This is a genomic window from Streptomyces liliiviolaceus, from assembly GCF_018070025.1.
Taxonomy (GTDB): domain Bacteria; phylum Actinomycetota; class Actinomycetes; order Streptomycetales; family Streptomycetaceae; genus Streptomyces; species Streptomyces liliiviolaceus.
In genome coordinates this window covers 8411852-8435489 of record NZ_JAGPYQ010000001.1, presented here as the reverse complement: position 1 = coordinate 8435489, position 23638 = coordinate 8411852, and the positions used below count along the sequence as shown (strand labels likewise).

Here is a 23638-nt window from a genome sequence, read left to right as displayed (position 1 = left end):
GGGGAACGGTACCGCTCCGGGGGGTGCGGCTATAGGGCTGGGGTTGTGGAGAGGGGGTGGGGTGTTGGGGCGGTCGTCGGGTGCGGGTGCGTCGTGGCTGAGCGCGCAGTTCCCCGCGCCCCTGAAAGATGCGCCGTTCCCCACGCCCCTGAAGACAAAAGATTGCGCCGTTCCCCGCGCCCCTGAGGGGGTGGGGACTTGGGGGGCGCTTCCCGGGTGCGGGTGCGTCGTGGTCGGCCGCGCCGTTCCCCGCGCCCCTTAAGGGCGAAAGGCTGGGGCGTAGCCCCGGCTTTCAGGGGCGCGGGGAACTGCGCGCTCAGCCACAGCGGACCCGCACCCGACGAACTGACCCGCTCCGCCCCGACGGCGTGCGAAGTCTTGACAGTGCCCCCGCGCGCGTCAACTCTGATGCGCAGAGCCGATCGCCCCAGGGAGGCGATGATGCCTGCAGCGCGGGAATCCCTACTGGACGCCGCCTACACGGCACTCGGACGCCGTCCGTGGTCCGCCGTGCGGATGGTCGACGTGGCCGCCGTCGCCGGGGTCTCCCGGCAGACCCTCTACAACGAGTTCGGGAGCAAGGAAGGCCTCGCCCGCGCGCTCGTACGGCGGGAGGCGGACGCCTATCTCGCCGGGGTGGAGCGGGCCCTGGTGAGCCGGCCCGAGCCCCGGGAACGGCTGGCCGCCGCGGCGGAGTGGACGGCGTCCGCGGCCAGAGGGAACGTGCTGGTGCGCGCGATGCTCACGGGATGCTGGGGGGAGCGGCTGCCCTCACCGACGCTGTCCGCCGTGCCGTCGTCCTCGGCCGTGCCCGCCCAGCGCCGGGCCGACGGGCCGCTGCCCTCGCCCGGCGACTTCGTGGCGCTGGTACGGGACCGGGCGGTCGCCTCGCTCGCCGTGCACGGCGGGTCGAAGACGGAGGCGGCGGAGCTGGCCCGGGCCTGTGAACTCGCGGTGCGGCTGGGGGTGTCGTGCGTGCTGGCCCCGGCGGGCGAGGGAGGCACGGCGGGACTGGTCCGCAACGCGCTCGCCACGGTGCGCTCCGTGGTCTGAGGTGCCCGCGCCGCCGGGAGGGAGCCGGCTCAGTGGGACGAGCCGGACAGCTGCAGGCCGATGACTCCTATGATCACGAACGAGATCGAGACGATCTTCAGCGTGGACACCAGGTCGTCGAGGAAGATCATGCCGTAGATGGCGGTACCGGCCGCGCCGATGCCCGTCCACACCGCGTACGCCGGGCCCACGTCCAGCTTCTTCAGGGACAGGGTGAGCAGGCCGAAACTGCCCAGCGCGAAGATGCAGAAGGCGATCGTCGGCCAGAGTCTCGTGAAGCCGTGGGAGAGCTTGAGACAGACGGCGAAACCCGTCTCCAGCAAGCCCGCCACGACGACCAGCAGCCACGCCATGTGATGCCCTCCCACGCTCCGTGACCGCTCGGACTTGGTGCGATTATGCCTTTACCGTCGCGACAGGGACGCAAACAACACAGAGGTCATCACCACGGAGGCCGTGCGGCGATCAGTCGCCCTCGCGCCGCTCCCTGGTCGACAGCAGCCGGCGCAGCGAGTAGAGGCGGGCCGGGTCCGCGTGGCCCTCGGCGACCCACGCGTCCAGCGCGCAGTCCGGCTCGTCGTGGCTGCACGCGCGCGGGCAGCCCTCCGTGCCGGGCTCCAGGTCGGGGAACGCCTTGATGACCTGCGAGGGGTCCACGTGGTGCAGCCCGAAGGACCGTACGCCCGGCGTGTCGACGAGCCAGCCCTCGTCGCCCGGCAGCGGGACCGCGCGCGCCGAGGTCGTGGTGTGCCTGCCCCGGCCCGTGACCGCGTTGACGACACCCGTGGTCCGCCGCCGCTCCGTCGACACGAGCGCGTTGACCAGCGTCGTCTTGCCCACGCCCGAGTGCCCGACGAACGCCGTGATCTTGCCGTCCAGCTGCTTGCGTACGCGGTCGACGGCCTCGCCGCTCTCCAGCTCCTCCCGGCTCGTGACGACGTACGGGACGCCCAGTGCCCCGTACAGCTCCAGGAGTTCGTCGGGGGGCGCCAGGTCCGACTTGGTGAGGACGAGGAGCGGGTCGAGGCCGCCCGCGTACGCCGCGACCAGGCAGCGGTCGATCAGACGGGGGCGCGGCTCCGGGTCGGCGAGGGCCGTGACGATGGCCAGCTGGTCGGCGTTGGCGACGACCACGCGCTCGTACGGATCGTCGTCGTCGGCCGTGCGGCGCAGGACCGAGGTCCGCGGCTCGATCCGGACGATCCGGGCGAGGGTGTCCTTCTTGCCGCTCAGATCGCCGACGAGGGCCACCCGGTCGCCGACGACCGCCGCCTTGCGGCCCAGCTCGCGTGCCTTCATGGCGAAGACCACGCGGTCGTCCACGAGGCAGGTCAGCCGGCCGCGGTCGACGGTGAGGACCATGCCCTCGGCCGCGTCCTCGTGCTTGGGCCGGATGTTCGTCCGGGGGCGGTTGCCCTTGCGGTTCGGACGCGAGGGGATGTCGTCCTCGTCGGTGTGCTTGCCGTAACGGCGCATGATCCCGGTCCGCCCGTCAGTTCCCGAGCATTCCGGCCCACAGCGCGGGAAAGTCGGGCAGGGTCTTCGCCGTCGTCGCCACGTTCTCGATCTGTACGCCCTCCACCGCGAGGCCGATGATCGCGCCCGCGGTCGCCATGCGGTGGTCGTCGTACGTGTGGAAGACCCCGCCGTGCAGCGGGCGCGGGCGGATGTGGAGGCCGTCGGCGGTCTCGGTGACATCGCCGCCGAGTTCGTTGATCTCCTTGGTGAGCGCGGCCAGCCGGTCCGTCTCGTGCAGCCGCAGATGGGCCACCCCGCTGAGGGTCGAGGGGGAGTCGGCCAGCGCCGCGACCGCCGCGATGCCCGGGGTCAGCTCGCCGACCTCGCCCAGGTCCACGTCGATGCCGTGGATCGAGCCGGAGCCGGTGAACTCAAGGCCCCGGTCCGTCAGTTCGCAGGAACCGCCCATCTCGGTGAAGATCTCGCGCAGCCTGTCACCCGGCTGGGTGGTGCGGGCGGGCCAGTCGGGGATGACGACCGTACCGCCGGTGACCAGCGCGGCGGCCAGGAACGGCTGGGCGTTGGACAGGTCCGGCTCGACCGTCAGATCGCGGCCGAGGAGCGCGCCCGGCGTGACCCGCCAGACGTTCGGCTCGCCGCCCGACTCCGGGGTGTCCACCTGGGCGCCGATCGAGCGCAGCATGTCGACGGTCATCCGGATGTGCGGCATGGACGGCAGCGTCGAGCCCGTGTGCCGTACCTCCACGCCCTGGTTGAACCGCGGGCCTGACAGCAGCAGCGCCGACACGAACTGCGAGGACGAGGACGCGTCGATCTCGACGGGGCCGCCCTCCAGCGCCCCGCCGCCCTGCACGGTCAGCGGCAGCGCGCCGCGGCCGTCGTCGTCGATCCGGGCCCCGAGGGCGCGCAGTCCGTCGATCACGCCGTGCAGCGGTCGCTCGTACGAACGGGGGTCGCCGTCGAAGCGGATGGGGCCGTCGGCGAGTGCGGCGACCGGCGGCAGGAAGCGCATCACGGTGCCGGCGTTGCCCACGTCGACCGTGGTCGGGCCCTGCAGGCCCGAGGGGATGACACGCCATGCCTCGCCGGAACCGTCGGGGCCCACGCCCTCCTCGATCCCGACGCCCATCGCCCGCAGGGCGCCGGCCATCAGGAGAGTGTCGCGGGAACGCAGCGGGCGGCGCAGCCAGCCGGGCTCGGCGGCGAGTGCCGCGAGGACGAGCGCGCGGTTGGTGACCGACTTGGACCCGGGCACGTGGACCGTCGCGTCGACGGCTCCGCTCGCGTGCGGGGCGGGCCAGAGGGCGGTGAGTGCGGGGTTAACGGGCATGCCCTCACTTTAAGGGTTCGCCCCTTGCGGAGATCTTGATCGAAAGCGGTGGTGCGCTCCGAGGGGGGTGGGGGGTGCGCCTGAGAGCTCGGGAGGCTGGTGTGGTCGGGCGGCTGCGGGCCGTGTGTGGCTTGTCGCGCAGTTCCCCGCGCCCCTCAGGGAAGGGGCCGCGCCCCGTCCAGAGGGGCGCGCGCCCCTCCGGACCTACAGGTCCAGCAGCCAGTTGGCGCCTGCCAGGAGCGAGCACAGGGAGACCGCGTGGAAGAGGAACAGCCACAGGCCCGCCGGTATGTGCGTCAGGCGTGACAGCTGGTCCGCGTCCGAGTCGCCCGCTCCGCCGCGTGAGCGCTTGGCCTGGAGTTCGAAGGCCGGGCGGACCCCGCCGAGCAGCAGGAACCAGACGACTGCGTACGCGAACGCCGCCTGGACCTGGGGACCGGCCAGCCAGGACACCGCCACGAACGTGCCGCCGGTGACGAGGACCGTGAGGGCCCCGTACGCGTTGCGGATCATCACCAGCATGGCCACGAGCAGCAGGGTCGCCAGCCAGAGCAGGGCGGTGATGTGGCCGGCCGCCAGCAGCGCGGCCCCGCCGAGGCCGAGCAGCGGGGGAGCCGTGTAGCCCGAGGCCGCCGTGAGGATCATGCCGAGGCCGGTCGGCTTGCCGCGGCTGACGGTGAGACCGCTGGTGTCGGAGTGCAGCCGGATGCCGCTGAGGCTGCGGCCCGTGAGCAGCGCGACCAGACCGTGGCCGCCCTCGTGGGCGATGGTGATCGCGTTGCGCGAGAGCCGCCACACCGGGTGCGGCACGATCGCGGCCAGCGCGGCCGCCATCGTGGCGACCACGACCCAGGTGTCGGGGTCGGGCTGGCTCCCGAAGACCTCGTCCCAGACGGTCGCCAGCGAGGTGGCTGCGGTGCTGTCCATGGGTGGCTCGGGCTCCCTCGGTGCGCTGTCGGCAGGGGTTTCGGCAGGGGTTTACGGGTGGGCCAGGCAGTCTGACATGTATGAGCGGACGGTAGATGAGACGCGGGAGGGGCGGGGATCGTTCCTGACGGCCGAGGCGCAGGTCACAGCAGTGAAGCCCCGGAACGGTCCGGGACATCTGCTCTACCCTCGGCCGCTGTGAGCAGGCCCGGAGACACCTGTGAATCGCTCCGGACCGCTACTGGCCGCTTCTGACCGCTCCGGAACAGGGCGGGATCCCGGAAGCCGTCGGGACGGTGACTGCGACGATGTAGGTTCACGATTGCGTCAGGTCGGAGGGGTGGTTCAGATGTGCGGACGGTACGCGGCCAGTCGTGGGCCCGAAGACCTCGCGGGAGTCTTCGAGATCGAGAAGTGGGAGCCGGAGGACGCTCTGGACCCCGATTTCAACGTGGCTCCGACCAAAGAGGTCTACGTCGTCCTGGACCGTCCCCTCAAGGGCGCCGAGGACCCCGCGCCGGTCCGTCAGCTGCGCCGCCTCAAGTGGGGCCTGATCCCCTCCTGGTCGAAGACGCCCGAGGGCGGCGCCCGGATGATCAACGCCCGCTCCGAGACCGTCCACGAGAAGCCCTCGTTCCGACGCGCCTTCACCTCCCGGCGCTGTGTCATACCGGCCGACGGCTACTACGAGTGGGTCACCGGCACCGGCGAGCGCGACCTTGAGGTGGAGGGCAAGAAGAAGCGGCCCCGCAAGCAGCCGTACTTCGTGCTCCCCGCCGACGGCTCGGTCTTCGCGATGGCCGGGCTGTACGAGTTCTGGCGGGACAGGACGCTGCCCGACGACCACCCCCGCGCCTGGTGGGCGACCTGCTCCGTCATCACCACGGAGGCGGAGACCTCCCCGCTCGCGGTCGGCCCCGAGGAGGGCCCGCGTTCCCTCGCCGACATCCACCCGCGGATGCCGCTGATGCTCACCCCGGACCGCTGGGACGCCTGGCTCGACCCCTCCCGTACCGACGTCGAGGACCTGCGCTCCCTGCTCGCGCCGCCGCCGGAGGGGCTGATGCGGGCGTATCCCGTCTCCACGGCGGTGAGCAACGTCCGCAACAACGGCCCGGAGCTGCTGAAGGAGCTGGAGGGGCCCGAGGAGGGCACACTCTTCTGACGTGACGCATGTGACGGAGATCATCGAGACGGTCGAGACGGTCGAGACGGACGCGGGCACGGCCCGGATCACCTGGCGCCGGGCCGAGAAGGCCGACACGGCCGAGAAGGCGGCGAAGGCAGACTCGGCGGGGGCCAAGGCGGCCCGGCTCGTGCTGGCCGTCAGCCATGGCGCCGGTGGCGGCATCGAGGCACGCGACCTCCGCGCGCTCGCCGCCGCCCTGCCCGCGCACGGAGTGACCGTGGCCCTCGTCGAACAGCCCTGGCGGGTGGCGGGCAAGAAGCTCGCGCCCGCGCCGAAGACGCTGGACGCGGGCTGGCGGGGCCTGTGGCCGGCGCTCGCCGCACCGGGGCTCCCCGTCGTCGCAGGCGGGCGCAGCGCCGGGGCCCGGGTCGCCTGTCGCACGGCCACCGAGCTGGGCGCCCACGCCGTCCTCGCCCTCAGCTTCCCCCTGCACCCGCCGGGCCGGCCGGAGAGGTCCCGCGCCGACGAACTGCTCGGCGCCGGGGTGCCCACGCTGGTCGTACAGGGCGGCAACGACCCGTTCGGACGCCCCGAGGAGTTCCCGGACCGGACCGGGCCGGACGCGTACGAGCTCGTCGAGGTGCCGTACGGCGATCATGGCTTCGCCGTACCGAAGCGTGCCCCGGTCGACCAGGAGCAGGCGCTGACGGTCGTCACGGACGGCGTCCTGAAGTGGGTTTCGTCACTCCCGTGACCCCGGGAATGTTGCGCCCCGGACCACTGTTGTGCGGATCAGACAGCACGGAAGGTGTGCTGGGAGACGTCGTACGAGAGGAAGTCCGCCGCATGGGTTCGACCATCTGCCCGAGCCGTGGCAGCAGCACAGACCTGGAGTGGTCGGTGCTGCACGCGGCGAAGACCGCCCCTGTTCGGGTGGCGGGCGGACCGGATCGGCAAGCCGCCGCGACCGCCGGTCGTCTATTCTCCGATTCAGGTGGGACCGGTTTCGGCCCCGCCCAGACTCTGGAGGAGGTGGGTCCGGTCACAGGGACCGACGCAGGGACCGAAAACGGCCAGGCGGAGCAGCCCGAGGACACGGGCAGCAGCGAGTCCACCGCCGAGCGCAATGTGCGCTTCGAGCGGGACGCGCTGGAGTTCCTCGACCAGATGTACTCGGCCGCGCTGCGCATGACGCGGAACCCGGCCGACGCCGAGGACCTGGTGCAGGAGACGTACGCGAAGGCGTACGCGTCCTTCCACCAGTTCCGTGAGGGCACCAACCTCAAGGCGTGGCTGTACAGGATCCTCACCAACACCTTCATCAACTCGTACCGCAAGAAGCAGCGCGAGCCCCAGCGGTCCGCCGCCGAGGAGATCGAGGACTGGCAGCTGGCGCGTGCCGAGTCGCACATGTCGACCGGTCTGCGTTCCGCCGAGTCGCAGGCGCTCGACCACCTGCCCGACTCGGACGTCAAGTCGGCGCTGCAGGCGATCCCCGAGGAATTCCGTATCGCCGTCTATCTCGCGGACGTCGAGGGCTTTGCGTACAAGGAGATCGCGGACATCATGGGGACACCCATCGGTACGGTGATGTCCCGCCTGCACAGGGGCCGCCGTCAGTTGCGCGGCATGCTGGAGGACTACGCCAAGGACCGCGGCCTGGTCCCGGCGGGCGCCGGAGAGTCGGACGGAACGAAAGGCTCGGGCTCATGAGCTGCGGAGAGCCGCACGAGACGGACTGCAGTGAAGTACTCGATCATCTCTACGAGTTCCTCGACCACGAGATGCCCGATGCCGACTGCACCAAGTTCGAGGTGCACTTCGAGGAGTGCTCACCGTGCCTTGAGAAGTACGGACTTGAGCAGGCCGTGAAGAAGCTCGTCAAGCGCTGCTGCGGTCAGGACGACGTGCCGACCGATCTGCGGGCGAAGGTCATGGGCCGTATCGAGCTGATCCGCTCCGGGCAGACGGTGCCCGAGCACGAGGTGACGACCGCGGACGTCCGCGGCGCCGCGGCCGAGGGCTGACACCCGAGGGCTGACACCCGAGGTCTGCCACCGAGGACTGACAGCCGAGGGCTGCACGGCCCTTGAAGCACACTCCTGAGAACGACCCGACGCCGGACCGGTTCAGCCGGTCCGGCTTCTGGGCGTTACGGGTGCGTGTGCGGGGGGTCCGGGGGTGCCGGGGGTACCGGGCCCGGCGTCAGACCTCCAGCGTCGTCTCGATCCTCTTCAGGCTGTGCCGGGCCAGCGCCAGGTTGCTGCGGCCGCGGTCGAGGGCGAGGTACAGGAAGAGCGTGCCGCCGCTGGCGGTGAGCGGGCGTATCAGGTGGTACTGCTTGCCCAGCGTGATCAGGATGTCCTCGATGGTGTCGTCCATGGCCAGCGAGGAGAGCGTCCGCAGCTTCGCGCGCATCACCTCGGTGTTGCCCGCCGACGCGAGCTCCAGGTCGAGCGTCGGTCCGCCGCCGAGCGTGCCCAGTGCCATGCCGCTCTCGTAGTCGACGAGGGAGACGCCGATGGCGCCTTCCACGGACATGGCTTCCTTGAGCGCGGTCTCGATGTTCATACTGCTGCCCCAATTCCTCGGTGACGCTGTTCGGTCGTTGCCTGTACAACTACGATCGAACACAAGCGGCTAGTGCGCCACAAAATACAAAATATGGCGTCTGTTGCGTAAGTTGAAGCTCAAAGTAGTGTGCGACGTCAAGACGTGAAGGGGGAACGGGGTAATGACGACGACCGTTGATGCCTCCCTGGTCCGGCTTCTCGACTCCCCCGGGGTCACCGGCGTCGCCCTGGTCGACGCGGTCACCGGCCTCACCTACGGGGTGGCCGGGAACGCGGAAGAGGCGGGGGACGGTGCCGAGTGCGCCGAACTCGCGGCCCTCATCGCCGAACGACTGGGGCGGGCGGGCGCCGAGGGGGAGTTGGAGAGTGTGATCATGACCAGCAGGCGGCGCCATCAGGTGCTGCTCGCCGTCGCGCGGCCGGTCGGCGACCCGCTGCTGCTGACCGCGGGGATGGACCGGGAACGGGCCAACCTGGCGCTCGCCACGCGGAGTCTGGCAGACCGGGCCGCCGAGGTGCTCGCATGACGACAGCCGAGGCGCGCAATCTGCCCGCGCTGTTGCAGGGGTTGCACGAAGAGGGTTACAGCGGGACCGTACGGGTCTCCGGATCGCCAGGCGGAACGATTCACCTGCGGGGCGGGCTGATCGCCGCGGTCGAGACGCCGGGCGCCCCGGCCGCCACCTCGGTGCTGCTCACGCCGGGCCGAATCGACGACGAGACCTGGCTGGCCGCCTGCGCGGCGGAGCCCGACACGGACCGGCTGGGCGCATACCTGGTGTCCGCCGGGCTGATCGGCGCCGCCGAACTGGAGGTCGTGTGCACCGCGTCGGTGTTCGACGCGGCCTTCGCCATGGCCATCGGACCGCCCGGCGGCTGGACGCTGGACGGCCCGGAACCCACCCTCCACGCCGGGCCCGGTGTGGAGCCGCGGCGGCTGACCGAGGAGACCACCCGGCGCATCGTGCGGCTCTCCGGGGAGTGGGGTGCGCCGGGTGAACTCGCCCGGATACGGCCCGCGGCGGTACCGGACGCCGGTCTGCGCCGCGGCCTCTCGGACCGCCACCGGTCGGTGCTGAGCACCGTCAACGGCCGCCGTACCGCCCGGGACATGGCCTTCACGCTCGGGCGCGGGCTGTACGCGATCATGCTGGACCTGACCCGTCTGGAAGCCCAGGACCTCATCCGCTGGGAGACGGGCGGTCCGTCCGAGGGCCGGCCCAGCACCGCACCGCGTGTGCTGCCCGGACGGGGCGCCGCGGACGCGTCGGAGTCGGGCTCCGCGCAGGCCGAGCCCGCCGCGAAGGCGGCGCCGCTGCCGAGGCGTACGCGGGGTGGCGGCTCGTGGCCGGGGGAGGCCCGGACGCGCGAGAGCCGGTCGCACGACGGCCAGGCGCACGAGGCCCGGATCCGCGAGGGTCAGGCGCCCGATGTCCTCGTACGGGACGGGCAGGCGCGGGAAGGCCCGCAGGGGGAGGCGTCGGCCGAGGGAAGCGACGCTCTGTCCGCGGGGACGACCGGGGGGCACGGGGGCTAGTGAGTTCAAGCAGACGTCGGGCGGCGAAGCGTCTTCGACGGGGGACGGCCGCCGAAGCCCGGCGGACCGCGCATCGCCGCACCCGAGGCCCGGACATCGAGCCGGGCCCGGACGGCGTGGAGACACGGGGCGCCGGACCGGCTCCGGACACCGGACCGGGAACGGACACCGGACCGGGAACGGACACCGGACCGGGAACGGACAACGTGCCGGAGCCCGAGGTCGCGTCAGCACCGGACGCCTTGTCGGCGCATGGTCCGGGGGACGCTCGTGGGGCGGAGACGAGAGCGGGAGCGGGGTCGGGCCGGGGGATCGGCAGCCCGGCGTCGGCGTCCGTGTCGGCGTCCGCGTCCGTGGACAGGCCCCCGCCGTTGCCTATGCGGGGCGCCGCCTCGTCCCCCTCGGCGCCGCCGTTCGCGCTGCCCCCGCTGTCGCCCGAGCAACTGGCCGCCGACCAGCCCTCTCTCGACATGCTGCGCCGGGTCCGCCGGGGCCTGGGCGCACTTCCGGATACCGACTGACACCGCTCCGACCGCACCACGACCACCCATGCACGCAGCAAGGAGCGCCATGAGCGACACGTCGCAGCCCAATCCCCTCACCGAGATCCTGACCTCTCTGCGCGACCGGGTGATGGGGGTCTCCGAAAGTGTCCTGTCCACGGCGGACGGACTCCTCGTGGTCGCCGACACGGACTCCTCCCACGCCGAGTCCGTCGCCGCGCTCGCCGCCGCGACCCTCGGCGTGGCCCGCCGTATGGCCGACCAGACGAGCGTCGGCGCGCTGCGCGAGGTCGTGGCGCGGTGCGGCTCGGGGCACGTCATCGTGATGGCCGTGGGCGACCGGGCCCTGCTGACCGTGATGGGCGACGACGGCCTCGACCTCGCCGCGCTCCAGCGGGAGTCGCCCGCCACGGTGGAGCAGTTGACCCAGGCGCTCGCGGCCGACGTGGCGCGCTGAACCGGCGGCCAGGAGAACGCTCCGGGCGCCGACGGCCTCGTACACGGACCCGTACATGGGCCCGTACATGGGCCCGTACATGGGCCCGTACATGGGCCCGTACATGGGCCCGTACATGGGCCCGTACATGGGCTCGTACGGACGTCCGGTCGTAGCCGAGTACAGCGCCTTCGTGCGAACACGTGGCTCACTCGAACGGGCGAATCTGCTCGCGTCGGCCCGGTGAATCGGCCCATGCCTCCCCCCGGCCCCACCCGACCGTCCTATCGTCCATGTCCCGAAGGCTGTACGCGGCCTGGCCTGTGCGAGGTGGTCCGAGCGGGAGCGGGAGGGGGGCTGCGCCATGCGGTCGGTCCCGCCGTGGGCACGTGTCTACGTCGTCTGCACCGCGCTCGCCGCGGCGTTCTGCGCGGTGCCGGTTCCGGACACCCGCGCCCCCTGGCCGGCGGTGGCGCTGTTCTCGGCGCTCTGCGCGGCATGCGAACTGCTCGCCGCGAGCCGCTTCGCGGGCGACGGCGGCCCCGAGGGCGCGGGCGCGTCCGGCGAGACCGGTGCCTCCCTCAGATGGCACACGCCGGTCATGCTCGCCGCCGCCTTCCTGCTGCCCCCGCCCGCCGCGGCGCTCGTGCCGATGCCGGGAGCGCTGCTGGCCCGGGTCGAGCAGCGACCGCGGTGGCCGCGCCGGGTGTGGCGGGCCGCGCAGCTCGCGCTCGGCACCTGGGCGGCCTCGAAGGTCCACTGGTCGCTGGGCGGCCGGGACGCGGTCGTCACCTCCGACTTCCCCTACGCCCTGGCGGCCGCCGGCGCGGCCGTGGTGGCGTTCTGCCTGGTCCTGACCGTGCTCGACGGCGGCATCCTGGCGCTCGCCGAACGGGTGCCGGTCCGGGCCGCCTGGCGCGGGCTGTTCCTGCGCTCGCTCGCCCCCGTCGCCGTGCACGGGCTCGCCGGGCTGATGATGGCGGTGCTCTGGCGCAGCCCGTACGGGCCGGCCGCCGCGCTGCTCGTGCTGCTGCCGATGTACGTGTCGTGGTGGGTGTTCGCCCAGTACCACCGGGAGCGGGCCGCCCACCGGGCCACCATCCGGGCGCTCGTGCAGGCCGTCGACATCAAGGACGGCTACACGCGCGGGCACAGCGAACGGGTGGGGCAGGCGTCCATGATGATCGCGCGCGAACTGGGCATGGACGACGAACGGGCCGAGGTGCTCAGGTTCGCCGGCATCCTGCACGACGTCGGCAAACTCGGGGTCCCCACCCGCCTGTTGCGCAAGGACGGCCCGCTGACGCCCGAGGAGCGCCGGGTGATCGAGCTGCATCCCGAGTACGGGCACGAGATGGTCCGCGGGATCGGCTTCCTCGGCGAGGCCAGGTCGGCGATCCTCCACCACCACGAACGGCTCGACGGGAGCGGCTATCCGTACGGGCTGAAGGGGGGCCAGATCCCGGAGTTCGCCCGGGTGGTGGCGGTGGCGGACGCCTTCGACGCGATGACGTCGACGCGCTCGTACCGGCGGGCGCGGCCGGTCCCGGCGGCCCTGGAGGAACTGGAGCGGTGCGCCGGGGCCCAGTTCGATCCCCGGATGGTGGAGGCCTTCGTACGGGCGCTCGTGCGGCAGGGATGGCATCCCGCGGTGACGGCGGACGAGACGTCCCCGCACGCCGAAGCCCTCCCACCGGCTCCGCGCGTGCCCACGGACCTCAAGCCCACGGACCTCAAGCCCACGGACCTCAAGCCCACGGACCTCAAGCCCACCGACCTCAAGCCCACCGACCTCAAGCCCACCGACCTGAAACCGCACCGCGGAACCGTCGGCGGGTCCGGCCCATGAGCACGATCAGTGGGGGACCGCTCCCGCCCGCCCTCATCCTCGTGCGGGCCGGCGCCGCGCTGGCCGCCGTGGCCGCCCTCGCCGTCACCCTCTGGGCCGGGATCGACGAGCGGGGGCCCGCTCTCGCCTTCGCCGTGCTCATCGCCGTGGGGGAGCTGGCCCGCTGGAGCGGTGCCGAGGAGCGTGAGTCGGCGCCGCTGGCCGCCGCCGGGGCCCTCGCCTACGCGCTGCTCGGCGAGAACGCCGGCCACCCCACCCACGACGGCGTCCCGCAGATCGTCGCCGTGGTCACGGCCGCCTCCCTGCTGGGCTGCGTGCCGCACGTGGCGAAGGGCCACGGGCCCACCGCGGACCATCTCACCCGGCGCGTCCTGACCGTCGGGTTCGCCGCGGTGTGCTTCCAACCCCTCTACAACCAGGGCAGGGTGGCGGAGTGGGCCGGGACCGGACCCGCGTACGCGGCGCTCGTCGTCGCGCTGCTCCTGCTGACCGCGCTGTGGGACGCCGTGCTGGCCGCGGCCATGGCGCACGCACGGACCCGCTGGCCCTTCGGACCGCTGCTGCGCGACGAACTGCGCGGCACGCTCGGCATCGGGTGGGCGGTCTGCGCGACCGGGGCCGTGATGGCGCTCGCGGTCGCCGTCGCGGGCCTGTGGGCGCTGCCCGTCCTCTGTCTGCCGCTGCTGCTCACCCAGCTGTCCTTCCGGCGGTACGCGGCCGTGCGCACCACCTACCGCCAGACCATCGCCTCACTCGCCCGGGCCACCGAGATAGCGGGCTACACCCCGGCCGGGCACGCCCGGCGCGTGGCGGCGCTCAGCCGGGCCGTCGGCCGTGAGCTGGGCTTCTCCGGACCCGAGCTGACCGTTCTGGAGTACGCGGCCCTGATGCACGACATCGGCCAGCTCTCGCTCGTCGACCCCGTACCCGCCGGTGCCACGGCCGCCCTGGCCCCCGCCGAACAGCGGCGCATCGCCCTGCTCGGCGGCGCGGTGGTGCGCCAGACGGGCGTGGCCGCCGCGGTCGCCGTCGTGGTGGAGCGGCAGGCGGACCCCTACCGCGACCAACCGGTCAGCGCGTCGATCGTGAGGGCCGTGAACGCGTACGAGGAGATAGCCGGGGAAGCGGGCCCCGGTGGGCCGCTGAAGGCGCTGGAGGAGCTGCGGCTGGGCACCGCGCGCGACTACCGGCCCGAGGTCGTCGAGTCGCTGGCCAGGGTGCTGGCGAGAGACGGTCTTACCTTGCCTCTGGTTGGGTAACCCATGGGTAATGAGCGCCCCTCCTCACGTCCGTGGTTGGATGCGAGGAAGAGGACATCAGGGGGCACAGTCCAGCCCGAGGCTGCACGCTCTTCAACGAACTGGCAGGCGGGAATCGTGAGGATCTTCGGCAAGGGACGGCACCGGCCCTCCGCCTCATGGCGGCAGGCCACCGACCGTGCGTTCACCCTCATCGGCGACGGCCGGTACGAGGACGCGGGGGCGCTGCTGACACGTGCGGCGGACCTGGAACCCTGGCTTTCCGAGTCCTGGTTCAACCTCGCGCTGCTGCACAAGTTCCGGCACGACTGGGAACAGGCGCGGGCGGCCGGTCTGCGGGCCGTGGCGCTGCTCGACCGGGAGACCGGGGCCCCCGATTGGTGGAACGTCGGCATCGCGGCGACCGCCCTGCAGGACTGGCCGCTGGCGCGGCGGGCCTGGCAGGCGTACGGCCTGCGGGTGCCCGGCGGTGCGTCGCGGCCCAGGCCGGGCGCGGGCGCCGGTGCCTCCGGGGAGCCGGTGGGCATGGACCTCGGCAGCGCGGCCGTGCGGCTGTCGCCCGAGGGCGAGGCCGAGGTCGTGTGGGGGCGGCGGCTCGACCCCGCCCGTATCGAGGTCCTCTCCATCCCGCTGCCGTCCTCCGGGCGGCGCTGGGGCGAGGTCGTCCTGCACGACGGGGTTCCCCACGGGGAGCGCACGACCGCCGCGGGGCACGCGTATCCCGTCTTCGACGAGATCGAGCTGTGGGCGCCCTCGCCGGTGCCCACCTGGGTCGTGCTCCTGGAGGCGGAGACCGAGGACGACCGGGACGCCCTGGAGCGGCTCGCGGCCGACGCGGGGTTCGCGGCGGAGGACTGGTCGTCCTCCGTGCGGCTGCTGTGCCGGATGTGTTCCGAGTCGCGGATGCCGTCCGACGAGGGGGACGGGGAGCATCTCGATCCGCACGATCACAGCGAGCCGGGGCATCCCGGGCCGCTCGGGCATCGGACCGACGGGCAGTTGTGGGTGCCCGAGCGGGAGTGCGGGCTCGCCGCTCCTGCCTCGCTGGTGCGGGGGCTGCTGGACGGGTGGGTCGCCGACAGTCCCGATTCGCGGGACTGGCGTGACCTCGAAGAGGTCTGTTAGCGCCCGGGGGCCGCTGGGCTTGATCGTCGGGTGCGGGTCCGGCTGTGGCTGGTCGCGCAGTTCCCCGCGCCCCTGAGGGGCGCGGCGCCCCCGTACCCTGTATCCGCATCGCAACCCCGTTTTTCCGAGGAAGGCTTACGTCGGTCATGGCGCAGCAGGACACTGAGCAGCAGCACTCCGGGGTGCTCCCCGTGGACGACGAGGGCTTCGTCATCGACACCGAGAACCCGGAGGAGCGTGAGGCGGCCTACCGCGGGCGCGGGACCTCGCGGCCCATCACGGTCGTCGGGAACCCGGTGCTGCACAAGGAGTGCAGGGACGTCACGGACTTCGGGGACGACCTCGCCCGGCTCGTCGACGACATGTTCGCCAGCCAGCACACCGCCGAGGGCGTGGGCCTGGCCGCGAACCAGGTCGGTGTCGACCTCAAGGTCTTCGTCTACGACTGCCCGGACGACGAGGGCAAGCGGCACACCGGAGTGGTCTGCAACCCGGTGCTCGTCGAGCTGCCCGCCGAGCGGCGCCAGCTGGACGAGAGCAACGAGGGCTGCCTGTCGGTGCCGACCGCGTACGCGCCGCTGGCCCGCCCCGACTACGCCGAGGTCACCGGGCAGGACGAGAAGGGCAACCCGATCAAGGTGCGGGGCACGGGCTACTTCGCGCGCTGCCTCCAGCACGAGACGGACCACCTGTACGGGTACCTCTACATCGACCGGCTCTCCAAGCGCGAGCGCAAGGACGCGCTGCGGCAGATGGCCGAGAACGAACCGCGCTACCCCGTCGTCGCGAACGACTGAGAACGTCTGCGGACGTCTGTGAACACCTGAGAACGTCTGTGACACAGAACGAAAACCGGGGCGTGAGCGTCCCGCCTCCACAGCGCCTGGTCGGATTCCCCTCCGACCAGGCGCCGTTCGTCTGCGCGTAGCACGTTCGATCCCTTGTGCGTCTGTAATGATCCATATTCAGTCACACATAGGGAGATTCTCGGCATCGTGGGGTAGTGAGCGCAGCAAATCCGTTCCCAGAACGGTCAGTTGTGGTGCTGAATGGGAAGTGCGGGGATACGCAACGGCGCACGCCCGGCACAGCGGGAGGGGCGTGTCGTCAACAGGCGGCTGAGAGGGGTTTGTTCGTGCCTGCTTTCCCACAGAGCACCTCAACGACGTACACCTCGGCCCTCGTTCCACCGGCGCTCTCTCTTCCGGTGATCGAGGCCGAGTTTCCCCGTCAACTCCATCCGTATTGGCCCCGACTCCAGGAGAACACCAGGGTCTGGCTCCTGGAAATGCGCCTCATGTCTGCGGCGAAGGTCGAGGCATATGCCGATGGGCTTTGCTACACCGACCTCATGGCGGGCTTCTACATTGGCGCGCCCGACGAGGTCCTCCAGGCGATAGCGGACTACAGCGCGTGGTTCTTCGTCTGGGACGACCGCCACGACCGTGATGTCATCCACGGCCGGCCGGTGGCCTGGCAGCTGCTCAGGACGCGGCTGCACGCGGCCCTCGACTCCCCGAAGGAGCATCTGTACCACCAGGACCCCCTGGTGGCGGGGTTCGCGGACAGCATGGTCCGGCTGTACTCGTTCCTGGGCGAGGGGTGGAACGCGCGGTTCGCCGACCACTTCCACACCGTCATCGAGGCGTACGACCAGGAATTCCACAACCGGGTCTCGGGCATTGTCCCGACCGTCGCGGAATACCTCGAACTGCGGCGGAACACTTTCGCGCACTGGATCTGGCTCGACCTGCTCGAACCGAGCGCGGAGTACGAACTGCCCGTCGCCGTGCGGGAGAACCCCGCCTATCGGAGGGCTGCTCTGCTGTGCCAGGATTTCGCCGCCTGGTACAACGATCTGTGCTCTCTGCCCAAAGAAATAGCGGGCGACGAGGTGCACAATCTCGGTATCAGTCTCATTCATCACGAGGGAATGCGACTGGAGGAATCGGTCAAGGAAGTCAGGCGACGGGTCGAGGAATGCATCACTGAATTCCTCGACGTCGAACAGGAGGTATTGAGGTACGCGGAAAGGATCGACAACGGGTCCGTCCGCGGCGCCGAACTAGCGGCTGCCGTACGGGCGTGCCTGTTCAATATGCGGAACTGGTTCAGCTCCGTGTACTGGTTCCACCACGAGTCGGGACGGTACATGGTCGACAGCTGGGACGACCGCACCACACCCCCGTACGTCAACAACGAAGCGGCAGGTGAGAAATGACCGTCGAGTCGGTACGGTCCGCTGCACACCAAGCGGCAGAACTGTCCACCCCGCCCCTCGCCGGGGGCGGCGTCCCCGGCCTCGGACACGGCCTGAAACTGGTCCGCGACCCGCTGGGGTTCCTCTCCCGGCTGCGCGACCAGGGCGAGGTCGTCCGGCTGAAGCTGGGCCCCAAGACGGTGTACGCCGTCACCACGCCGGCCCTCACCGGGGAGCTCGCCCTGAGCCCCGACTTCAAGATCGACGGGCCGCTGTGGGAGTCCCTGGAAGGCCTGCTCGGCAAGGAGGGAGTGGCGACCGCCAACGGCTCGCGGCACCGGCGTCAGCGCCGGACGATCCAGCCCGCCTTCCGGTTGGACGCCATCCCCGGCTACGGGCCGATCATGGAGGAGGAGGCGCACGCCCTCGCGGAGCGCTGGCGGCCCGGCGAGACGATCGACTGCACCGCGGAGTCGTTCCGCGTCGCCGTCCGCATCGCCGCCCGCTGCCTGCTGCGCGGCGACTTCATGGACGAGCGGGCCGAGCGGCTGAGCATCGCCCTCGCCACCGTCTTCCGCGGCATGTACCGCCGTATGGTCGTTCCCGCGGGACCGCTCTACCGGCTTCCGCTTCCGGCCAATCGTAAATTCGACCGCGCATTGGCCGATTTACACCTCCTGGTCGACGAGATCGTGGCCGAGCGCCGTGCATCTGGTCAAAAGCCGGACGATTTGCTGACAGCATTGCTGGAAGCGAAGGACGAGAATGGCGAGCCCATCGGGGAACAGGAGATCCACGACCAGGTCGTCGCGATACTCACCCCCGGAAGCGAAACGGTCGCTTCCACGATCATGTGGCTTCTGCAGGTCCTCGCGGAACACCCGGAACAGGCGGATCGCGTACGCGAAGAGGTCGAATCGGTCACTGAAGGCCGCCCTGTCGCATTCGCGGACGTGCGGAAGCTGTCCCACACGAACAATGTCGTCGTCGAGGCCATGCGGTTGCGTCCCGCCGTATGGATATTGACGCGCCGGGCCGTGACCGAAACCGCACTCGGTGGGTATCGCATTCCGGCCGGGGCCGACATCGTCTACAGCCCGTACGCGATACAGCGCGACGCGCGTTCGTACGGCGGGCATCTGGAGTTCGACCCCGATCGCTGGCTTCCGGAACGTGCCAAGGACGTGCCGAAGTACGCGATGAGCCCGTTCAGCGTGGGCAACCGGAAGTGCCCGAGCGACCACTTCTCGATGGCCCAGCTCGGGCTCATCACGGCGGCGGTGACCTCGCGCTGGCGGCTGGAGCAGGTGTCCGAGTCGAACGACACCACCCGCGTCGGCATCACCCTGCGGCCGCACCGGCTGCTGCTGAGGGCCGTGCCGAGGTGAGCACGGCCGTGCCCCGGTGACCGCGCGGCGCACGTTCAGGCGGCCTGCGGGCCCCTGAACGTGCGCCGGTACGCGTTCGGTGTCGTCCCCAGCGAGCGGACGAACTGATGGCGCAGCGCGGCCGCCGTCCCGAACCCCGTGCGGTCCGCGATGAAGTCCATCGTCTGGTCGGTGGCCTCCAGCAACTCCTGCGCCAGCAGTACCCGTTGACGCAGGAGCCAGCGGTACGGGGTGGTCCCCGTCTCCTGCTGGAAGCGCCGGGCGAAGGTGCGCGGCGACATGTGCGCGCGGGCGGCGAGCTGTTCGACGGTCACCTCCTCGTCGAGGTGGCGCTCCATCCAGGCGAGCGTCTCACCGACCGTGTCGCACTGCGAGCGCGGCAGCGGCCGCTCGATGTACTGGGCCTGGCCGCCGTCGCGGTGCGGCGGCACCACCATGCGCCGCGCGATGCTGTTGGCGATCTCCGGGCCCTGCTCCTTGCGGACGATGTGCAGACAGGCGTCGATGCCGGAGGCGGTGCCGGCCGAAGTGATCACCGGGTCCTCGTCCACGTACAGCACGTCCGGTTCGACCTTCGCGAGGGGATGGCGGGCGGCCAGCTTGTCGGCGTGCCGCCAGTGGACCGCGCAGCGGCGCCCGTCGAGCAGTCCGGCCGCGCCGAGCACGAAGACCCCGGAGCAGACGCTCAGCACCTTGGCGCCGCGGTCGGCGGCCCGGACCAGGGCGTCGAGCAGCGCGGGCGGGTAGGTGCGCCCGATGTAGTGGCTCCCGGCGGGTACGACGATGAGGTCGGCCTCCTCCAGCCGGTCGAGCCCGTACGGGGTGGAGAGGGTGAGCCCCGGGACGTGGGTGGCGAGGTCCGGCCCCTCGGCCGAGGCGACCGCGAAGTCGTACACCGGAAGTCCCTCGTCGCTGCGGTCGAGACCGAACACCTCGCACACGACGCCGAGTTCGAAAGGATGCGCGCCGTCGAGCAGGACGGCGGCCACGTTGGTCAGCATGCTGCCAGTGTGCACCCGCTCTGGCAGGAAATCGAGGGTGTGCGGCAGTCCTGCCACTCACGGTAAGGAGTATCCGGCGCGACAGTGGTGTCCATGACTACGACACAGCTGGAAGGCCTGATCGGAATGCTCTTCGTCCTCGGAATCCTCGTCCTGCTCGTCCTCCCCGCGGTGTTCGGCATCGTGCGCGACCGACGCGTCGACCGTCAGCTCAGGGAGGCCGAACAGGGCCCCGCGAAGGAGCGGGGCCCCGCCGAGGGCCAAGGCCCTGTCAGGGATCAGAAGTCCTCGTCGAGGTCGACCGTCCCCTCCACCGCCACCTGGTACGCCGAGGGCCGGCGCTCGAAGAAGTTGGTCAGCTCCTGAACCCCCTGCAGCTCCATGAAGGAGAACGGGTTCTCGGAGCCGTACACCGGGGCGAGACCAAGGCGCTGCAGCCGCTGGTCGGCGACGCACTCCAGGTACTGCCGCATCGACTCGGTGTTCATGCCCGGCAGGCCCTCACCGCACAGGTCGCGCCCGAACTGCAGCTCGGCCTCGACGGCCTCGCGCATCATGTCGGTCACCTGCTGCCGGAGCTCCTCGTCGAAGAGCTCCGGCTCCTCCTTGCGGACCGTGTCCACGACCTCGAAGGCGAAGCTCATGTGCATCGTCTCGTCGCGGAACACCCAGTTGGTGCCGGTCGCCAGGCCGTGCAGCAGGCCCCGGCTGCGGAACCAGTAGACGTACGCGAAGGCCCCGTAGAAGAACAGGCCCTCGATGCACGCGGCGAAGCAGATGAGGTTCAGCAGGAAGCGGCGGCGGTCGGCCTTCGTCTCCAGCCGGTCCAGCTTCTCCACCGAGTCCATCCACTTGAAGCAGAACTCGGCCTTCTCGCGGATGGACGGGATGTTCTCGACGGCGTCGAAGGCCGCCGCCCGGTCCTCCGGGTCGGGGAGGTAGGTGTCCAGGAGCGTCAGATAGAACTGGACGTGCACGGCCTCCTCGAAGAGCTGACGGCTCAGATACAGCCGCGCCTCGGGGGAGTTGATGTGCTTGTACAGCGTCAGGACCAGGTTGTTCGCCACGATCGAGTCGCCCGTCGCGAAGAACGCGACCAGCCGGCCGATCATGTGCTGCTCACCCGGTGACAGCTTCGCCAGGTCGGAGACGTCCGAGTGGAGGTCGACCTCCTCGACGGTCCAGGTGTTCTTGATCGCGTCCCGGTAGCGCTCGTAGAAGTCCGGGTAGCGCATGGGGCGCAGGGTGAGCTCGAAGCCCGGGTCGAGCAGGTTCTTCTCACCCTTGGCTGTGGTCGCGGTGGTCATTACTGGCAGGCCTCGCAGGACTCGGGGTTCTCAAGGGAGCAGGCGACCGCGTCGGGGTCGGCGGCCTGCTGGACGGGGATGGTCTTCTCGGGCCGCGCCTCGGTCACGCTCTGCGCCTGGGCGGCGCGGGCGATACGGGTCGCCGGGCGCGAGCGCAGGTAGTACGTCGTCTTCAGCCCCGACTTCCAGGCGTACGCGTACATCGAGGAGAGCTTGCCGATGGTCGGTGTCTCCAGGAACAGGTTCAGCGACTGGGCCTGGTCCAGGAACGGGGTTCGGGCGGCGGCCATGTCGATCAGACCGCGCTGCGGGATCTCCCACGCCGTGCGGTACAGCTCGCGCACGTCCGCGGGGACCCAGGTGAAGCCCTGCACCGAGCCGTTGGACTCGCGCAGTGCCTCCCGGGTCTGCGCGTCCCACACGCCGAGCTTCTTCAGCTCGGCCACCAGGTAGGAGTTGACCTGGAGGAACTCGCCGGACAGCGTCTCGCGCTTGAACAGGTTGGAGACCTGCGGCTCGATGCACTCGTACACGCCCGCGATGGACGCGATGGTGGCGGTCGGCGCGATCGCCAGCAGCAGCGAGTTGCGCATGCCCACCGCGGCGATCCGCTCCCGCAGCGCCGCCCAGCGCTCCGGCCAGTTCAGCTCGACGTCGTAGTGGTCGGGGTGCAGCACACCCTGCGCCGTACGGGTCTTCTCCCAGGCGGGCAGCGGGCCGTTGCGCTCGGCGAGGTCGGCGGACGCCTCGTACGAGGCGAGCATGATCCGCTCGGCGATGCGGGTGGAGAGGGCGCGCGCCTGCGGCGAGTCGAACGGCAGCCGCAGCTTGAAGAAGACGTCCTGCAGCCCCATCGCGCCGAGGCCCACCGGACGCCACTTGGCGTTGGAGCGGCCCGCCTGCTCGGTCGGGTAGAAGTTGATGTCGACGACCCGGTCGAGGAAGGTGACCGCGGTCCTCACGGTCGCGTCGAGCCGCTCCCAGTCGATGTCGCCGGCGTCCGCGTCCACGAAGGCGCCGAGGTTGACCGAGCCGAGGTTGCAGACCGCGGTCTCCCCGTCGTCCGTGACCTCCAGGATCTCGGTGCACAGGTTCGAGGAGTGGACCGTGTGGCCGGGCAGCGCCGTCTGGTTGGCGGTGCGGTTGGCGGCGTCCTTGAAGGTCATCCAGCCGTTGCCGGTCTGCGCGAGGGTACGCATCATGCGGCCGTACAGATCACGGGCGGGGATGGTCTTCCTGGCCAGCCCCCGCTCCTCGGCCCCCCGGTAGGCGGCGTCGAACGCGTCGCCCCACAGGTCGACCAGCTCGGGCACGTCCGAGGGGGAGAACAGCGACCAGTCGCGGTTCTCGTTCACCCGGCGCATGAACTCGTCGGGGATCCAGTGCGCGAGGTTCAGGTTGTGCGTACGCCGGGCGTCCTCACCGGTGTTGTCGCGCAGCTCCAGGAACTCCTCGATGTCGGAGTGCCAGGTCTCCAGGTAGACCGCGGCGGCGCCCTTGCGCCGGCCGCCCTGGTTCACCGCGGCGACCGAGGCGTCGAGGGTCTTCAGAAACGGCACGATCCCGTTCGAGTGCCCGTTCGTGCCGCGGATCAGCGACCCGCGCGAACGGATCCGGGAGTACGAGAGCCCGATGCCGCCCGCGTGCTTCGAGAGGCGGGCCACCTGGTGGTAGCGGTCGTAGAGGGAGTCCAGCTCGTCCAGCGGGGAGTCGAGGAGGTAGCAGGACGACATCTGCGGGTGGCGCGTACCGGAGTTGAAGAGCGTGGGGGAGGAGGGCAGGTAGTCGAGGCGGCTCATCAGCCGGTACAGCGAGGCCACCTCGTCGAGGGACCTGGTCGTGTCGTCCTCGGCGAGACCGCTCGCCACCCGCAGCATGAAGTGCTGGGGCGTCTCGATGACGGATCGGGTGATCGGGTGCCGCAGCAGGTACCGGCTGTGCAGCGTGCGCAGCCCGAAGTAGCCGAAGCGGTCGTCGCCCGCAAGGTCGATCAGCGTGTCGAGCCGGGCCGCGTGGAGGCGGACGAACTCGGCCGTGCGGTCGGCGATCAGGCCCTCGCGGTGGCCGACGGCGACCGACTCCGAGAAGGAGCGCACGCCCTGCGAGGCGGCCTCCGCGGCGATGGTGACGGTCAGCAGACGGGCGGCCAGCTTCGAGTAGACCGGGTCCTCGGAGATGAGACCGGCGGCCGACTCCGTGGCCAGCTCGCGCAGCTCCGCGATGTCCGCGGCGGCGGACCGGCCGCGCAGCGCGGCGGCGGCGACCCGGCCGGGGTCGGCGCCGGGGAGGTCGGCGGTGAAGTCGGTCAGGATCCGCAGCAACGCGGTTCCCGGTCCGTCGGCCTCGGCCCTGTCCTGCTGGTCCCGGGTCGCTGTCGCGGAGACCGGATCGGCTGGCGCGATGGTCACGTGGGGCTCTCCCTCGCTCGGCACGGGGGCCTCGGGGGAGAGGGGTTCGGGGCACACGGGGGTACGCGCTCTGGGCAGCGGTACGCCGCGTCCACCGGCCCACTCCACGAGGCCCGGACGTCATGCACCCGGGC

At 71.2% G+C, this 23638-nt stretch carries 25 protein-coding genes; 17 read left to right on the top strand and 8 right to left on the bottom strand.

Going from position 1 to position 23638, the window contains the following annotated elements; translation table 11 throughout:
• The first annotated feature begins 438 nt into the window (after positions 1–438).
• A complete protein-coding gene (locus J8N05_RS35795) occupies positions 439–1053 on the top strand; it encodes a TetR/AcrR family transcriptional regulator (protein ID WP_210889920.1) in 615 nt (204 codons plus the stop codon).
• Positions 1054–1082: 29 nt separating this feature from the next.
• Here J8N05_RS35795 and J8N05_RS35790 read toward each other — a convergent pair whose 3' ends face one another.
• From J8N05_RS35790 to J8N05_RS35775, 4 genes are all read right to left on the bottom strand, one after another.
• A complete protein-coding gene (locus J8N05_RS35790; RefSeq protein ID WP_210889919.1) occupies positions 1083–1406 on the bottom strand; it encodes a DMT family transporter in 324 nt (107 codons plus the stop codon).
• 112 nt (positions 1407–1518) lie between these two features.
• Positions 1519–2529 (bottom strand): ribosome small subunit-dependent GTPase A, encoded by a 1011-nt coding sequence (gene rsgA, locus J8N05_RS35785; RefSeq protein ID WP_210889918.1) that lies wholly within the window; start codon positions 2527–2529, stop codon positions 1519–1521.
• Between the two features lie 16 nt (positions 2530–2545).
• Positions 2546–3862, bottom strand: a complete 1317-nt coding sequence (aroA, locus tag J8N05_RS35780; protein ID WP_210889917.1) for a 3-phosphoshikimate 1-carboxyvinyltransferase — start codon at positions 3860–3862, stop codon at positions 2546–2548.
• A gap of 204 nt (positions 3863–4066) precedes the next feature.
• The gene (locus tag J8N05_RS35775) at positions 4067–4789 is read right to left on the bottom strand and encodes a M50 family metallopeptidase (RefSeq protein ID WP_210889916.1); all 723 of its coding nucleotides are present in this window, start codon (positions 4787–4789) and stop codon (positions 4067–4069) included.
• Positions 4790–5138: 349 nt separating this feature from the next.
• Between J8N05_RS35775 and J8N05_RS35770 the strand changes: the two genes are divergently transcribed.
• The 4 genes from J8N05_RS35770 to rsrA all read left to right on the top strand — a co-directional run bounded on the left by J8N05_RS35770 (position 5139) and on the right by rsrA (position 7945).
• Positions 5139–5954, top strand: coding sequence for an SOS response-associated peptidase (locus tag J8N05_RS35770; protein WP_210889915.1), 816 nt, complete (start codon positions 5139–5141; stop codon positions 5952–5954).
• A gap of 10 nt (positions 5955–5964) precedes the next feature.
• Positions 5965–6672: an alpha/beta hydrolase family protein gene (locus J8N05_RS35765; protein WP_210890596.1), complete on the top strand. Its 708-nt coding sequence runs from the start codon at positions 5965–5967 to the stop codon at positions 6670–6672.
• Between the two features lie 278 nt (positions 6673–6950).
• Positions 6951–7631, top strand: a complete 681-nt coding sequence (sigR, locus tag J8N05_RS35760; protein ID WP_055507026.1) for an RNA polymerase sigma factor SigR — start codon at positions 6951–6953, stop codon at positions 7629–7631.
• Positions 7628–7945 (top strand): mycothiol system anti-sigma-R factor, encoded by a 318-nt coding sequence (gene rsrA / locus J8N05_RS35755; protein WP_210889914.1) that lies wholly within the window; start codon positions 7628–7630, stop codon positions 7943–7945. Before sigR ends, rsrA begins: the two co-directional genes overlap by 4 nt.
• Positions 7946–8123: 178 nt before the next feature.
• Here the strand turns inward: rsrA and J8N05_RS35750 are convergent, their stop codons facing one another.
• Entirely contained in the window at positions 8124–8489 is a 366-nt protein-coding gene (locus tag J8N05_RS35750) for a hypothetical protein (protein ID WP_210889913.1), read from the bottom strand.
• 163 nt (positions 8490–8652) lie between these two features.
• On the opposite strand from J8N05_RS35750, the gene J8N05_RS35745 reads away from it, so the two are divergent.
• The 11 genes from J8N05_RS35745 to J8N05_RS35695 all read left to right on the top strand — a co-directional run bounded on the left by J8N05_RS35745 (position 8653) and on the right by J8N05_RS35695 (position 18788).
• Complete coding sequence (locus J8N05_RS35745) at positions 8653–9018, top strand: hypothetical protein (RefSeq protein WP_247706637.1); 366 nt, start codon at positions 8653–8655, stop codon at positions 9016–9018.
• Positions 9015–10028, top strand: a complete 1014-nt coding sequence (locus J8N05_RS35740) for a DUF4388 domain-containing protein (RefSeq protein ID WP_247706636.1) — start codon at positions 9015–9017, stop codon at positions 10026–10028. Before J8N05_RS35745 ends, J8N05_RS35740 begins: the two co-directional genes overlap by 4 nt.
• Positions 10029–10381: 353 nt before the next feature.
• The gene (locus J8N05_RS35735) at positions 10382–10549 is read left to right on the top strand and encodes a hypothetical protein (RefSeq protein ID WP_210890614.1); all 168 of its coding nucleotides are present in this window, start codon (positions 10382–10384) and stop codon (positions 10547–10549) included.
• 49 nt (positions 10550–10598) lie between these two features.
• Positions 10599–10988 (top strand): roadblock/LC7 domain-containing protein, encoded by a 390-nt coding sequence (locus J8N05_RS35730; protein ID WP_210889912.1) that lies wholly within the window; start codon positions 10599–10601, stop codon positions 10986–10988.
• A gap of 55 nt (positions 10989–11043) precedes the next feature.
• Complete coding sequence (locus J8N05_RS35725) at positions 11044–11214, top strand: hypothetical protein (RefSeq protein WP_210889911.1); 171 nt, start codon at positions 11044–11046, stop codon at positions 11212–11214.
• Between the two features lie 117 nt (positions 11215–11331).
• Positions 11332–12816: an HD-GYP domain-containing protein gene (locus J8N05_RS35720; protein ID WP_210889910.1), complete on the top strand. Its 1485-nt coding sequence runs from the start codon at positions 11332–11334 to the stop codon at positions 12814–12816.
• Positions 12813–14075, top strand: coding sequence for an HD-GYP domain-containing protein (locus J8N05_RS35715; RefSeq protein ID WP_210889909.1), 1263 nt, complete (start codon positions 12813–12815; stop codon positions 14073–14075). The genes J8N05_RS35720 and J8N05_RS35715 overlap by 4 nt, the downstream gene beginning before the upstream one ends.
• A gap of 117 nt (positions 14076–14192) precedes the next feature.
• Positions 14193–15200, top strand: a complete 1008-nt coding sequence (locus tag J8N05_RS35710) for a tetratricopeptide repeat protein (RefSeq protein ID WP_210889908.1) — start codon at positions 14193–14195, stop codon at positions 15198–15200.
• 146 nt (positions 15201–15346) lie between these two features.
• Positions 15347–15997, top strand: coding sequence for a peptide deformylase (gene def, locus J8N05_RS35705; protein WP_210889907.1), 651 nt, complete (start codon positions 15347–15349; stop codon positions 15995–15997).
• 338 nt (positions 15998–16335) lie between these two features.
• Entirely contained in the window at positions 16336–17421 is a 1086-nt protein-coding gene (gene cyc1, locus J8N05_RS35700; RefSeq protein WP_210889906.1) for an epi-isozizaene synthase, read from the top strand.
• Positions 17418–18788 carry a bifunctional albaflavenone monooxygenase/terpene synthase gene (locus J8N05_RS35695; RefSeq protein WP_210889905.1) on the top strand — a complete coding sequence of 457 codons (1371 nt, stop codon included), beginning with the start codon at positions 17418–17420 and terminating at the stop codon, positions 18786–18788. The genes cyc1 and J8N05_RS35695 overlap by 4 nt, the downstream gene beginning before the upstream one ends.
• A 35-nt stretch (positions 18789–18823) precedes the next feature.
• Here the strand turns inward: J8N05_RS35695 and J8N05_RS35690 are convergent, their stop codons facing one another.
• Positions 18824–19789: a helix-turn-helix domain-containing protein gene (locus J8N05_RS35690; RefSeq protein WP_210889904.1), complete on the bottom strand. Its 966-nt coding sequence runs from the start codon at positions 19787–19789 to the stop codon at positions 18824–18826.
• 93 nt (positions 19790–19882) lie between these two features.
• Here J8N05_RS35690 and J8N05_RS35685 point away from each other — a divergent pair, with 93 nt between their 5' ends.
• Positions 19883–20155: a hypothetical protein gene (locus tag J8N05_RS35685; protein ID WP_210889903.1), complete on the top strand. Its 273-nt coding sequence runs from the start codon at positions 19883–19885 to the stop codon at positions 20153–20155.
• Here the strand turns inward: J8N05_RS35685 and J8N05_RS35680 are convergent.
• The gene (locus J8N05_RS35680) at positions 20068–21096 is read right to left on the bottom strand and encodes a ribonucleotide-diphosphate reductase subunit beta (protein ID WP_210889902.1); all 1029 of its coding nucleotides are present in this window, start codon (positions 21094–21096) and stop codon (positions 20068–20070) included. The two genes, J8N05_RS35685 and J8N05_RS35680, sit on opposite strands and share 88 nt — an antisense overlap.
• On the bottom strand, positions 21096–23504 hold the full coding sequence (locus tag J8N05_RS35675; protein ID WP_210889901.1) for a ribonucleoside-diphosphate reductase subunit alpha: 2409 nt from the start codon (positions 23502–23504) through the stop codon (positions 21096–21098). The genes J8N05_RS35680 and J8N05_RS35675 overlap by 1 nt, the downstream gene beginning before the upstream one ends.
• Between the last annotated feature and the right edge of the window lie 134 nt (positions 23505–23638).

Excerpts from the sequence above, each read along its gene's own strand:
- J8N05_RS35795 (WP_210889920.1), top strand. The coding sequence starts at position 439 with ATGATGCCTGCAGCGCGGGAATCCCTACTGGACGCCGCCTACACGGCA.
- J8N05_RS35790 (WP_210889919.1), bottom strand. The coding sequence starts at position 1,406 with ATGGCGTGGCTGCTGGTCGTCGTGGCGGGCTTGCTGGAGACGGGTTTC.
- rsgA (WP_210889918.1), bottom strand. The coding sequence starts at position 2,529 with ATGCGCCGTTACGGCAAGCACACCGACGAGGACGACATCCCCTCGCGT.
- aroA (WP_210889917.1), bottom strand. The coding sequence starts at position 3,862 with ATGCCCGTTAACCCCGCACTCACCGCCCTCTGGCCCGCCCCGCACGCG.
- J8N05_RS35775 (WP_210889916.1), bottom strand. The coding sequence starts at position 4,789 with ATGGACAGCACCGCAGCCACCTCGCTGGCGACCGTCTGGGACGAGGTC.
- J8N05_RS35770 (WP_210889915.1), top strand. The coding sequence starts at position 5,139 with ATGTGCGGACGGTACGCGGCCAGTCGTGGGCCCGAAGACCTCGCGGGA.
- rsrA (WP_210889914.1), top strand. The coding sequence starts at position 7,628 with ATGAGCTGCGGAGAGCCGCACGAGACGGACTGCAGTGAAGTACTCGAT.
- J8N05_RS35750 (WP_210889913.1), bottom strand. The coding sequence starts at position 8,489 with ATGAACATCGAGACCGCGCTCAAGGAAGCCATGTCCGTGGAAGGCGCC.
- J8N05_RS35745 (WP_247706637.1), top strand. The coding sequence starts at position 8,653 with ATGACGACGACCGTTGATGCCTCCCTGGTCCGGCTTCTCGACTCCCCC.
- J8N05_RS35740 (WP_247706636.1), top strand. The coding sequence starts at position 9,015 with ATGACGACAGCCGAGGCGCGCAATCTGCCCGCGCTGTTGCAGGGGTTG.
- J8N05_RS35730 (WP_210889912.1), top strand. The coding sequence starts at position 10,599 with ATGAGCGACACGTCGCAGCCCAATCCCCTCACCGAGATCCTGACCTCT.
- J8N05_RS35725 (WP_210889911.1), top strand. The coding sequence starts at position 11,044 with ATGGGCCCGTACATGGGCCCGTACATGGGCCCGTACATGGGCCCGTAC.
- J8N05_RS35720 (WP_210889910.1), top strand. The coding sequence starts at position 11,332 with ATGCGGTCGGTCCCGCCGTGGGCACGTGTCTACGTCGTCTGCACCGCG.
- J8N05_RS35715 (WP_210889909.1), top strand. The coding sequence starts at position 12,813 with ATGAGCACGATCAGTGGGGGACCGCTCCCGCCCGCCCTCATCCTCGTG.
- def (WP_210889907.1), top strand. The coding sequence starts at position 15,347 with ATGGCGCAGCAGGACACTGAGCAGCAGCACTCCGGGGTGCTCCCCGTG.
- J8N05_RS35695 (WP_210889905.1), top strand. The coding sequence starts at position 17,418 with ATGACCGTCGAGTCGGTACGGTCCGCTGCACACCAAGCGGCAGAACTG.
- J8N05_RS35690 (WP_210889904.1), bottom strand. The coding sequence starts at position 19,789 with ATGCTGACCAACGTGGCCGCCGTCCTGCTCGACGGCGCGCATCCTTTC.
- J8N05_RS35685 (WP_210889903.1), top strand. The coding sequence starts at position 19,883 with ATGACTACGACACAGCTGGAAGGCCTGATCGGAATGCTCTTCGTCCTC.
- J8N05_RS35680 (WP_210889902.1), bottom strand. The coding sequence starts at position 21,096 with ATGACCACCGCGACCACAGCCAAGGGTGAGAAGAACCTGCTCGACCCG.